This window comes from Candidatus Palauibacter scopulicola, assembly GCF_947581915.1.
Classification (GTDB): Bacteria; Gemmatimonadota; Gemmatimonadetes; order Palauibacterales; family Palauibacteraceae; genus Palauibacter; species Palauibacter scopulicola.
Genome location: NZ_CANPWG010000069.1, coordinates 1 through 11,101, shown reverse-complemented (window position 1 = coordinate 11,101; position 11,101 = coordinate 1). Strand labels below are relative to the sequence as shown.

General features: G+C 67.3%; 12 protein-coding genes. 5 read left to right on the top strand and 7 right to left on the bottom strand.

The features are described 5' to 3' along the window. Positions 1–26: 26 nt before the first annotated feature. Entirely contained in the window at positions 27–668 is a 642-nt protein-coding gene (locus RN743_RS15110) for a hypothetical protein (protein ID WP_310781039.1), read from the bottom strand. Continuing rightward, on the bottom strand, positions 665–1,180 hold the full coding sequence (locus tag RN743_RS15105) for a sigma-70 family RNA polymerase sigma factor (protein WP_310781037.1): 516 nt from the start codon (positions 1,178–1,180) through the stop codon (positions 665–667). The genes RN743_RS15110 and RN743_RS15105 overlap by 4 nt, the downstream gene beginning before the upstream one ends. A 182-nt stretch (positions 1,181–1,362) precedes the next feature. Here RN743_RS15105 and RN743_RS15100 point away from each other — a divergent pair, with 182 nt between their 5' ends. Then, entirely contained in the window at positions 1,363–2,478 is a 1,116-nt protein-coding gene (locus tag RN743_RS15100) for an alanine racemase (RefSeq protein ID WP_310781036.1), read from the top strand. A 60-nt stretch (positions 2,479–2,538) separates the two neighbouring features. Here RN743_RS15100 and RN743_RS15095 read toward each other — a convergent pair whose 3' ends face one another. Genes RN743_RS15095 through RN743_RS15080 form a run of 4 tightly spaced genes read right to left on the bottom strand, consistent with a single transcriptional unit; the run spans position 2,539 to position 5,820 of the window. After that, positions 2,539–3,579, bottom strand: a complete 1,041-nt coding sequence (locus RN743_RS15095) for an XdhC family protein (protein WP_310781035.1) — start codon at positions 3,577–3,579, stop codon at positions 2,539–2,541. 36 nt (positions 3,580–3,615) lie between these two features. Beyond that, positions 3,616–4,599 (bottom strand): electron transfer flavoprotein subunit alpha/FixB family protein, encoded by a 984-nt coding sequence (locus RN743_RS15090; RefSeq protein ID WP_310781034.1) that lies wholly within the window; start codon positions 4,597–4,599, stop codon positions 3,616–3,618. Continuing rightward, positions 4,599–5,348: an electron transfer flavoprotein subunit beta/FixA family protein gene (locus RN743_RS15085; RefSeq protein WP_310781032.1), complete on the bottom strand. Its 750-nt coding sequence runs from the start codon at positions 5,346–5,348 to the stop codon at positions 4,599–4,601. Before RN743_RS15085 ends, RN743_RS15090 begins: the two co-directional genes overlap by 1 nt. A gap of 22 nt (positions 5,349–5,370) precedes the next feature. Further along, positions 5,371–5,820, bottom strand: coding sequence for a hypothetical protein (locus tag RN743_RS15080; protein WP_310781031.1), 450 nt, complete (start codon positions 5,818–5,820; stop codon positions 5,371–5,373). Between the two features lie 212 nt (positions 5,821–6,032). Here RN743_RS15080 and RN743_RS15075 point away from each other — a divergent pair, with 212 nt between their 5' ends. The 4 genes from RN743_RS15075 to RN743_RS15060 all read left to right on the top strand — a co-directional run bounded on the left by RN743_RS15075 (position 6,033) and on the right by RN743_RS15060 (position 8,976). Further along, positions 6,033–6,680 (top strand): sigma-70 family RNA polymerase sigma factor, encoded by a 648-nt coding sequence (locus RN743_RS15075; protein WP_310781029.1) that lies wholly within the window; start codon positions 6,033–6,035, stop codon positions 6,678–6,680. Beyond that, complete coding sequence (locus RN743_RS15070) at positions 6,673–7,077, top strand: hypothetical protein (protein WP_310781027.1); 405 nt, start codon at positions 6,673–6,675, stop codon at positions 7,075–7,077. The genes RN743_RS15075 and RN743_RS15070 overlap by 8 nt, the downstream gene beginning before the upstream one ends. Positions 7,078–7,108: 31 nt before the next feature. Further along, positions 7,109–7,576 carry a hypothetical protein gene (locus RN743_RS15065; RefSeq protein ID WP_310781025.1) on the top strand — a complete coding sequence of 156 codons (468 nt, stop codon included), beginning with the start codon at positions 7,109–7,111 and terminating at the stop codon, positions 7,574–7,576. 122 nt (positions 7,577–7,698) lie between these two features. Next, positions 7,699–8,976: a TolC family protein gene (locus RN743_RS15060; RefSeq protein ID WP_310781023.1), complete on the top strand. Its 1,278-nt coding sequence runs from the start codon at positions 7,699–7,701 to the stop codon at positions 8,974–8,976. A 131-nt stretch (positions 8,977–9,107) separates the two neighbouring features. Here the strand turns inward: RN743_RS15060 and RN743_RS15055 are convergent, their stop codons facing one another. Beyond that, positions 9,108–9,713: a hypothetical protein gene (locus RN743_RS15055; RefSeq protein WP_310781021.1), complete on the bottom strand. Its 606-nt coding sequence runs from the start codon at positions 9,711–9,713 to the stop codon at positions 9,108–9,110. Positions 9,714–11,101 lie beyond the last annotated feature (1,388 nt).

Below are 11,101 nucleotides of genomic sequence, written 5' to 3'. Positions count from 1 at the left end.
GCAGCGCTCTTGCCACGGGCTGCTGCTCAGGGGGCCAGCGAGCGGGCGCCCGCGCCGCCCGTGATCGCGATCACGGCATTCTGGTTGCCGTAGCCGTCCTCCACATACCGTTCCGCGTGCGGATCCGTGATCCACGTCTCGCCGTCCACGAGGAACATGTACTTGTGCACGCCGGGCGGGAGCTTCACCCGTCCGGTCCACACGCCGGTCCCGTAAGGATCGGCCAGCGCGACCTCCGGCTGCCAGTCGTTGAAGTCGCCCGCCACGTGGACCGACGCCGCGCCGGGCGCCTCGAGACGGAACTGCACGTAGTGGACTTCTTCGCCCACGAGCGCCGTCGCCGCCCCCGCCGGCTCGGTGACCGCATTCTCTCGCGGCAAGAGGAAGAAGACCCCGAGGACGGCGGCGGCCGCGAGTCCCAGCCACGGCCGGACGCGCACGGAGCGGGGATGCACCCACCAGTCGACGAGACCGGACAGGGGTCGGCGCCTCTCCTGGCGAACTTCGGCCATGACCCTCGATTCGAGTCCGACCGGAGCTCCCCGCACCCCCGAATCCCGCACGTCCGAAAGGAGCGCATCCCATCGTTCGGCCTCCCTGCGAAGCTCCCGCGAGAGTTCCGAATGGTCGATTTCTCCGTCGAGGTACAGCTTCAGATCGTCGTTCATCGGTAGTTCTCTAACAGCACCTGTAACTGATCCCGAGCCCGATGGACGCGCATCTTCAACGCGGACACCGAAGCTCCAAGTCTCTCCGACATCTCTTCGTACGACCAGCCCTCGACGTGCTTGAGGACGAAGGCTTCACGCTGCTCGTCGCTCAACGACTGCAAGGCCCGGTAAATCTGCTCCCGTATCTCCGCCCGCTCGGCGCGTGCCTCGGGGAGACCTCTCGTCGCCGTGAGGGGGCCGGCCGCCTCCAGCGACACCTCCCGACGCGCACGCCCCTTCAACTGATCCTTGCACAGGTTGACGGCGATCCGGAACAACCAACCTCCCACCCGCTCCCGGTCGCGGCAGCGGTCGAGACTTCGAAAACCGCGGATGAACGTGCGCTGTACGATATCCGCGGCGTCGTCCGCCCGCCCGGTCATGCGCTCCGCGTAGCGGTACAGCACGTCCTTGTACCGGCGCACGAGCACTCCGTACGCCTCGCGGTCGCCTTCCAGTACGGCGGTCACGACATCCGCGTCGCTCGGTTCGTCATCCGGAACCCGACCCTCCGGCCCGATCCGAAAGATCTTCTCTTCGTGAATAAGACGACCTCTACGGCTTTGCGGTCACTGACAGCCCGCTTCGTTTCGTGCTCAGGATCGGCGGTTCCAACTTAGCGGAACCGCGATCCCCCAACTACCTTGAGCGGGTGAACGCCGGGAACGCCGCCATCCTCGCGCCGGATCTGCTCGGTCTCAGCACGCCGGCGCTTATCCTCGATCTCGATGTCCTGGAGAACAACCTCCGGGTCATGCAGGCACGCGCGGACGCGCTCGGCGTTCGGCTTCGCCCCCACGTGAAGACGCACAAATGCGTGGAGATCGCCGAACTCCAGCGATCGCTCGGCGCGTCCGGCATCACCGTCTCCACGCTCGCGGAGGCCCGGGTCTTCGCCGAGGCGGGTTTCGGTGACATCCTGTGGGCCTTTCCGCTGAACCTCTCCCGGATCGGCGAGGCGGCCGCGCTTTCCGGCCGCGTCGAACTGGGCGTGACAGTGGACTCCCTCACGGCCGTCGAGGCCCTTGAGGCCGCGGACACTCCGTTCTCGGTATGGCTCGAAATCGACTGCGGCTACGGGCGCTCCGGCGTCCCGTACGACAGCGGCCGCGTCGTCGAACTCGCACGGCGGATCTCACGCGCGGGCCGGCTCGCGCTCGGAGGCTGCCTGACGCACGCCGGCCACACCTACGGCGCCGACTCGCCCGCCGCCGTCGCCGCGCTGGCGGATGAGGAGCGACGGGCGATGGTCGAAGTGGGGCGCGCGCTCCGCGCGGCGGGGCTCGAGCCGGGAGCGCTCTCGCTCGGTTCGACCCCGGGAATGAGCCGTGTCGAGACGCTGGAGGGGGTCGACGAGGCCCGGCCGGGGAACTACGCACTCTACGATTACACGCAGACGCGGCTGGGATCGTGCACGGTGGGCGACTGCGCCGTCACGGTGCTCGCGACGGTCGTGTCGGCGCGCGACGGATCCGGCGGCGCCATCGCGGACTGTGGGGCCCTCGCCCTGTCAAAGGATGTGGGGCCGGACGATCCGCCTCACTACGGCCGCCTCTTCCGTGACGCGTCCGGAGGAGAGCTGAGCGACCATCGCGTGACCTCGGTGAGCCAGGAACACGGGCGCCTTTCCGGGCGGTTCGCCATCGGCGAGAAGGTCCGTGTCCTTCCGAATCACGCCTGCCTCACGGTCGCGCAGTTCGACCGTTTCGAGGTCGTGCGGGGACGGCGCGTGGTCGACCGCTGGAAGATCCGGCGCACGCGCGACTGATCCGGCGCCGCGCGACCCCGCGCCGACGTCAGCCGTCCGCAGGGTCTTTACCACGGGCTGCTACGGAGCCCGGTCGAGGGCGATGAGTTGCGCGAGGATGGAGACGGCGATCTGAGCCGGTGAGCGGGCGCCGATCCGCAGCCCGACCGGACCGTGGATACGGTCGCAGGCAGCCTCGTCCAGCCCCCGCGCGAGGAGCGCCTCTCGGCGTTGCCGCTGCGTCCGGCCGCCGCCGAGAAGACCGACGTAGCCGCAGCGGGAGGCGAGCGCGGTCTCGAGGGCGGGCTCGTCCAGCTTCTCGTCGTGCGTGAGGATGACGACGCTCGTGCGAGGGTCGAGATCGAGGGCGGCCATCGCCTCGTCCGGCCAGCGCGAGTCGAGCGACGCGGCATCCGGAAACCGCTCCGGCCGCAGGAAGGCCTCGCGCGGATCCACGACGACGACCTCGAAGCCGGTTCGGTGGGCCATGGCGCACAGCGCATGCCCGATCGGGGTCGCCCCGACGATGAGGAGGCGCGGGGGCGGGGCGAAGGATTCGACGAAGACGAGGCTGTCCGGATCGTCCCGCACGAGTTCGACGGCGCGGGCGTCCGACCGGCCGAGCCAGTCGTCGACGCGGGAGCGGGCCGCCCGGTCGAGCTCGGCGGACCCGAGCGTTCCCAACGACCGGTCGGGTTCGAGGAGGAGCTGCCGCGAGCGCGTGGGCGGCGCCGCGCCGGTGAGAAGGACGCCGGGGGCGCCGGCTTCCTGGAGCTGCCAGAGGCGGTGCCAGACGGGGTCGCCGGGATCGTAGCGGTCGAGGAGGACGTCGATCTCCCCGCCGCAGGAGAGGCCGACGCCCGCGGCCATCTCGTCGGTGATCCCGTACGTGACGGAGGCCGGCGCGCCACCGCCCAGCAGCGCGGAGAGCCGTTCGTGCAGGTCGCCTTCCACGCACCCGCTCGAGATCGAGCCGCTCAGCTCTCCGGCAGCCGAGATCGCGAACCGCGCGCCCGGTGGCAGCGGGGCCGAACGGCGCACGGCGATGAGCGTCGCCATGGCGATCGAATCGCCCCGCTCCGCCCAGCGCGCGATGTCCTCGCGCACGCCCCGGAGACTCATGCCGGCCGATCCGGACCCGCGTAGCGCGACACGCTGCTAATCACCGCCGCGGGCTTCGCGAACCGCCTCGGTGAGCGCGGGCAGCACCTCGAACGCGTCTCCCACGAGGCCGTAGTCCGCCACCCCGAAGATCGGCGCATCCGCGTCGCGGTTGATCGCCACGATGACCTTCGCCGTGCGCATCCCGGCCAGGTGCTGGATCGCTCCGCTGATCCCGACCGCGAAGTACAGGTTGGGCGACACCGTCTTGCCGGTCTGGCCCACCTGCTCGCCGTGCGGCCGCCAGCCCGCATCCACCACCGCCCGGCTCGCGCCCAGCGCCGCCTCGTCGCCCAGCGCCTCCACCAGCGCCTCGAGCAGCGGCCAGTGCTCCGGCCCCTGCATCCCGCGGCCGCCCGAGACGATCGTCGTCGCCTCGCTCACGTCGAGGCGGTCGCGGTCCCCCTGCTCCAGGGCGGCCGTACGCACCCGGCTCTCGAGCCCCTCGAGGTCCAGACTCGAGATCTCCCCCGCCGCGGCCGCCGCGGCCGGCGCGAAGACGTTGGCCCGGATCGTCATCACGGCCGGCCCCGGGGTGAAGCGCAGGGTCGCGATCGCCTTCCCGGCGTACATGGGCCGGCGGACGACGATGGCTCCGTCCTCCCGCCGGCACTCGATGACTTCCGAAGCCACGCTCCGCCCGAGCCGCGCGCCCACGCGGGGGGCGATGTCTCTCCCCTGAGCCGTGGCCGCGAAGATCACGGCGTCGTAGTCCCCCGCCTTGACGAGCCGGGCGATGGCCGCCGCGGCGATGTCCGGCTGACACAGCGCGAGCGCCTCCGACTCGCCCACCCAGGTGCGGTCGGCGCCGAAGGGGGCGAGTTGCGCGGCCGCCTCGGCGGTGCCGGGAGGGCCGAGCGCGACGACGTGAGTCTCTCCTCCGGCGTCGGCGGCGATCCGCCGCGCGAGCCCGACCGCCTCCCGCGAGGCCCGGCTCACCGCCCCTTCCCGGATCTCGGCGTACGCCAGTGCCCCGGGCATTAGAGCACTCCCGCTTCGTCGCGCAGCGCCCGCACCAGTTCCGGCACCGCCTGCGCGCCCTCTCCGACGATCCGGCCCGCGGCCGGCGCCGGCGGTTCATCGAGGCGGAGGAACTCGATGGTCGGCGCATCGAGCGTCACGTCCCGTTGCTCGAGAGGCTTCCGCTTCGCTGCCATGATCCCCTTGAGGCTCGGATACCGCGGCTCGTTGAGCCCCTTCTGTGTCGACACGACCGCGGGCAGCGGGAACTCGACGACTTCGTGACCGCCCTCGACCTCGCGGCGCGCCATCGCCTCGCTTCCCGATATCTCCAGGCCGACGACGACGGTCGCGCACGGGAGCCCCAGAAACTCGGCCACCATCTGCGGGACCTGCATGTTGTCGTCATCGATCGCCTGCTTGCCGAACAGCACGAGGTCGTATTCGCGGTCACGAATCTCCTCGGCCAGCGCGCGCGCCACCGAAAGCGCGTCGTGCGAACCCGCGCACGCGAGCAGCACGCCCTCATCCGCCCCCATCGCGAGCGCCTGGCGGATCGATTCGGCGGTCTCGGGGGGGCCGAGCGCGACGACGGTCACCTTCCCCTCCCCCGCCTCTTCCCTGCGGCGGATCGCATCCTCGAGCGCGAACTCGTCGTACGGGTTCACGACGAATTTGACGCCGGCCGGGTCCAGCCCCGCGCCGTCGGCCGTCACTCTCACCCGCGTGGCCGAGTCCGGCACGCGTTTCATGCAGACTATGGTATTCATCCGTCTTGTTCTTCGAATGGAGTCAGGCGTTCTGGTAGGTCTCGATCTCGTCGGAAGTCAGCGCGCACACGCGAAACGCGATGAGGTCGATGAGGGAGTCCGTCACGTTCTTCTGGCGGAGGTTCCGCGCCCGCGCGTCCTCCGCGGAAGGCCGCGCCTCGCGCAGGGTCACGAGGCGGGCGGCCAGCCAGTCCAGGAAATCGTGCACGACCTCGCGGTGTTCGCGGTCGCGGTCCGGCTCGCCGTTCGGAGCCTTCGGAAGGAACGCGTCGATCAGCGCGAGCAGCCCGGGAAAGATCATCTCCGTGAGTTCCTCGTCGCCGATGAGTTCCTCTTCGGTGATCTCCTCCCAGCTCATCTCGTTCCAGTACAACTCGCACGCTTCCTCGAACAGGTGGCGCCGCACCTCGGGAGCCGCCTTCCTGAGGACGATGTCGACGGGCGAGAGCCTTCGCCCCACGGCCTTTTGCATGCCGCGGATGCGTTCCTGGATGAGGGTTCGGCCGGCCAGAGCGTGGGCTCGGTCGGGCGTTTCGGCGGCGGCGGGCCGGGCTTGCGTTTCGTTGTTCACGGAGCCGAAGATGCGACGGCCACGGTGAAGGAACAAGCCACGGGGCGAACGCCGGCGGGCGCCGGTGCAACGGCCGGCTTCGAGGGCGTGTTACCCAAGCGATGGGGACGTCTTTGGCGGAGGAAACGCAAACGCGCGGCGGATCGCCGGACGGCGCGGCCGGTCCCGGTTCCGGACCTGTCGAGCCGCCGGATCCCGGCGCGGACGAACCCGGCCTCGTGGAAGCCGTGCAGGCCGGCGACTCGCAGGCGTTTTCCCTGTTCGTAACGAGATACACGGACCCGGCCTACGCCGTGGCGCTGTCGATTCTGCGGCACGAGCAGGACGCGGAAGACGCGGTGCAGGCCGCGTTCATTCGCGCGCTCGAGCGGATCGGGCAGTTGCGGCCGGGAAGCCGTTTCGGCCCGTGGTTCTATCGCGTGCTGAGGAGCACGTGTCTGAACCTCCGGCGGCGCGAGTTGCTGCGGACCCATTCGGAGCTGAAGGACACGGCGGCATCACGGGACGATCCGCACCGGGAGTTCGAGCGGAAGTATGCCCGGAAGCGGGTGCTCGACGCGCTCGAGCAGCTTCCGGAACGACAGAGAACGGCAGTCATGATGTACGACCTCGAAGGGTACGACCACGCGGAGATCGCGGAGATCCTCGGGATCGCGGTCGGGACTTCGAGGGCGAACCTTCATCACGGCAGGCACGCGCTGCGCCGCCTTCTCGGCGAAGCGCCGGAGTCCGGCGCCGGAGGAACGGATGAGGATGAATAGGAGAGATCAGGGTCGGAACGGCGGGCGCGGGCCCGCGTGGGCCGGGTATCTCGAGCCCCTGCGGCCCGACGAACTCACGCGACGCCGCCTGCGCCGGAACGTGATGGCGGCGGCGGAAGCGCTGTTCGAGCGGCGGCCGCTCTCGTGGCTCGACGTGACGGCGAGCTGGTCCGCGGCGCTCGCGCCGTTGGCCGCCGGGCTGCTCGTCGCGGCCGGCGTTCTGCTGTATCGCAGCTCCCTGCCGGACGCCCCCGAGTTCGCCGCGGACGTGGATCAGGAGCCGGTCGGGCTGGTGCGCTCGCTGGCGCCGGACGCCGAAGCCCCGCCCGCGCTGCTCATCGACCTCATCGAGCCGAGTCGCGACGCGGTGCTGACGGCCGCGCTCATCAATCCGTAACTCGCTGAAACGCGATACGAACCGGGTGCGTATGGACACTTCAAGATTCCGGGCGACGCTGCTCCTGACGCTCGTCTTCGCGACGGGCGCCGCAGTCGGCGTCGCGGCGGACCGCCTCGATCTGTTCGCCGGCGCGGAAGAGCAGGAGCCGGTGGCGGAGGCCAGCTCTGCGGACACGCGGGAGCGCGATGACCGATCGAGGGGGCGGCAGACCGCAATCGAGCAGTTTGCCGATGAACTGGGCCTTACGGCCGAGCAGCGGTCGCGGATCGAGGGCTTCCTCGACCACTACCGCGACGAGGCGCGGGCGCTGCGCGAGGCGGTTCAGCCGCAATACCGGGCGCTGCTGGACTCGGTCCGGACTCAGATCGAGTCGGTGCTGACGGAGGAGCAGGGTGAGGACTATCGGGAGTTGCTGCGGCAGCGCTACGGCGACGGGCGAGAGCGCGGCGGTGAACGGGGGTCGCAGGAGCGCGACGACCCGCAGCGAAACGACTGACAACCGAGAGACGTCAAATCAGCCCCTGAGGGGGCGAGGAAACGATGACCATTCGACATAGATCAGGGTGCGGAGGCCGGCCGAGCGCCGGTCTTCGTCGATGGGGGGGTGTCCTGCTGCCGGTGGCTCTGCTTGCGGCAGCGTCGCCCCGGATGGCCGAGGCGCAGGTGCAGGCGAGCGACAACGTCCGCCAGATCACGGTCGATGAAGCGGTCGAGATCGCGCTGCGCCGCAACCCCGGGCTGCTCCAGGCCTACTCCGCGATCGAGATGGCCGAGCACAACCGGCTGAGCGCTTACGGGGCGCTCCTCCCGGGGGTGAGTGCGTTTTTCAGCTACTCGAACTCGTCCACCGGTCGTCTCGACGCGCTCAGCCAGGGGATCGTCGCGACGAGCTACTCTACGAGGCTCCAGGCAAATTACACGCTGTTCGACGGATGGGGTCGTTTCACGAATCTTAAGAGCGCCCGGCTCGGGGTCGTCGAGCAGAACGCCCGCTATCGCGAAGCCGAATTCCAGGTCATCCAGCAGGTGAAGCAGGCCTACGCGGCGGCCGTGGCCACACGCGAGCTCGTGGCCGTGGAGGAACGTCGCGTCCAGCGGCAGGCGGACCAGCTCGAGTTCGTCAGACAGCAGTTGGAGCTGGGACGGGCGACGCGCTCGGACTCCCTCCGCTCGCAGGTCGACCTCAACAACGCGCAGCTCGCGCTGCTGACCGCGCAGAACAACGCGCGCACGCGGACGTTCGAACTCACCGAGGTCATCGGCTCCGAGACCCTCGTGGGGCCGACCGCTGAGGCGGAACTCGCGATGGCCGCAATCCCCTTTACCCGCGATGAGTTGTTCGCGATGGCCGATCTGACGGCGCCCGCTCTGGAGGCGGCCTCCCTGGCCGTCGAAGCTGCCGAGGCGGCCGTTTCGGGCGCGCGCTCCAGCTACCTTCCCACGATCTCGGTCGGCGCCGGCTACGGGTGGGCGAACCAGGAGTTCCCACCCTCCAACCGCTCGTGGTCCGTCGGGCTCTCCGGCAGCTATCCCCTCTTCAATGGCTTCCAGCGCGAGACGCAGTTGTTCCGCGCGCGCGCCACCGCCGACCAAGCCCGGCAAAACGAGCGGGCGGCGCGACTCAATCTCAGTTCGCTGCTCGACGCGCGATACGCTACGGCGCAGTCGGCACTCGCGAGCGTCGACCTGGCGGAGCGAAACGTCGAGCTCAGCGAAGAGAGCCTCCGGGTCGTGCAGGAGCGCTACCAGCTCGGCCTCGCGACGATTCTCGAACTCCAGGACGCGCAGATCACGCTCACGCAGGCGGAGGTCGATCTTGTGAGGGGTCGGTTCGATTACGAGGCGGCGGTCGCGGGGATCGAGGCCCTCCTCGGTCGGAGACTCGACGTACCATAGCCACTTACGATGACTGTTTCTTGTGGGTTGTCATCGAGATCACCTGACCGTTGCCAGAAACTAAAGAGGGACTAACGCCGTCTCCGCCGATCTTTTGCAATGGGGACTACATACTTGAGTTGACGGGAAACTCATGAACCGGGATCATCCTCGACCCCTACCTCCAACCTATCGCCCGCACAAGCCCGAGCGACTGCAACCATTTCCCGCCGCATAATGTCAAGCGCCGGACCGCCCATCCTTTCGAGATCGCGATAGGACACCCCCTCGAAACTACCGCCCACCGTTTCAAGCAGGACGTCCCAAGCCTCTCGAAACCGCGTTAGATCAGCACACTCGGTACATCCAGCGTCCCAAGCTACCCGGTCGGCTAGCATGAACTGTTCAACCCTACCGACTGTAACGATATCTCGGGCTGAAGTCTCCCTGTCAAATCTGGCATTAAGCTCCTCCAACTGCACACGCCCTTGCTCAATTTCTCCAAGGATATCGTCACGAGCTTGACAAGCTGGATGAGTAGCGGGCGTGTCTCCCGAAACCGCCGGAAGAACAGGTGCAGTGGGGTCTTCAATCTCGGGAAAGTAATAAACCGCCGCCCACGCTGACAAGACTAGAATCACCGCGATGGACCGGTCCTTAGCACCAAGCTTCCCGGCAATAAAGCGAACCAAAAACCCGAGTCCCACGAAGATCAAGACCGCGCCCGTGACGTACCCCGCCGCCTCACCCGGCGTCATCTAAGGCTTCCGACCAAAATTGAACAGCGCCTTAGCCAGCTTGCGCGCTGTCGCGCCCTCGAGCCTGGTGCTTCCGAAGGTTCTTCCTCTAGCGCATCCCACGCTTCCTCTAGCGCCTTCACTTCCACATCGGATTCTGGTGCCGCCGCGCCTTCCGAATCCTCATCACGCTTGTCCGTCATGTATCACCTCCTTAGCCGACAACGATACGCCGCTCCATAGGTACGAAACAAGAACGCCGAAATACGGTTTCCCATGCCCCGGCTTTTCGGTGTACTCAGAGGGTGTGGGGGGCGGAGTCAAGAAATGGAACCTTGGCCCCTTCGGTGAACCGATCACCTTTCCATACAGGCTTGGAGGCTGATGAAACCCCTCCCCGGTCTAATCGGAACACCTAGCCCCCGCAACACACGCTCAACGCCCTTCGGTCTTGGCCGAGCCCTTACCATGTTCATCAAGCATTTTCTGGATGAATTCAACCACATCACGAAGATCGTCTTCCTTCCAGAAGGTTATGGATGGTAACGAGCTGATGGCTGATAGGCTCCTTAGTGCCATTTACTTGAAACGTGAAGTTGGTGAACAAATCCTTAGACTTGATTTCCAAACAAAACCACTCTTCGCCCGCAAGAGTAACAGTAACACCTGATCCTTCTACACCCTGTATCGTTTTGGGGGGAGGCGGCGGCTTCTTTCGCGGTGGGGGCGTGAATCCGTATATGCGCTTTCTAGGCAATCCCTCGTTCCTTTCTCCTTCAAGGCTCGTTTCGCTTTCTTGAAGTTATCCCGTTGAACAAACTCTCACCGGGCACCAAGATGCTTGTACATGAGACGGCGCCTTGTCGACTATTCTACCTTTGAGTTGACAGCGCGAACCGAGACACAACCTCGCTGAACCATAGATTCTGGTCAAGCCTTGTTGAGTTGCGGTTGTTCGCCTTACGCTAGGCGTGGTCGCGGGATCAGATCAATCGGGAAAGAAACGTCTTTGATGATGAAGAACTTCCCGCAGCTACGCGTTCCCGTTACCGGGTCCTCACAGGCCTTCGTTTGCCCGTGCTCCCTTGGTTTCCAAGGTACGTTCCGGGCGAGAGGCGAAGCCCGCCGGCGTCAGGGAACCGACATCTTAATTACGGGCTCCCGGCTAGAAAGGCTTCGGTCGACCGATTGCCCCACGCCCGACTCCCTCGCAAGCTGCGACGGCGCCGAGTCCGACCGGCGGACCATTGCCCTCAATTTAGGCGAGATCGTCGACGTGTCGCGATAGTTCAAGAGTCGGGGAGCTTCAGTTGCTCGGCCGGTGCGGCGTGCCGGATCTTCGCGTACCCAAGCGCTAGCCCGGATTTCTCACACGCTGCCCGGAGCGCCGTCGTAGGCGCGGTTCGGGG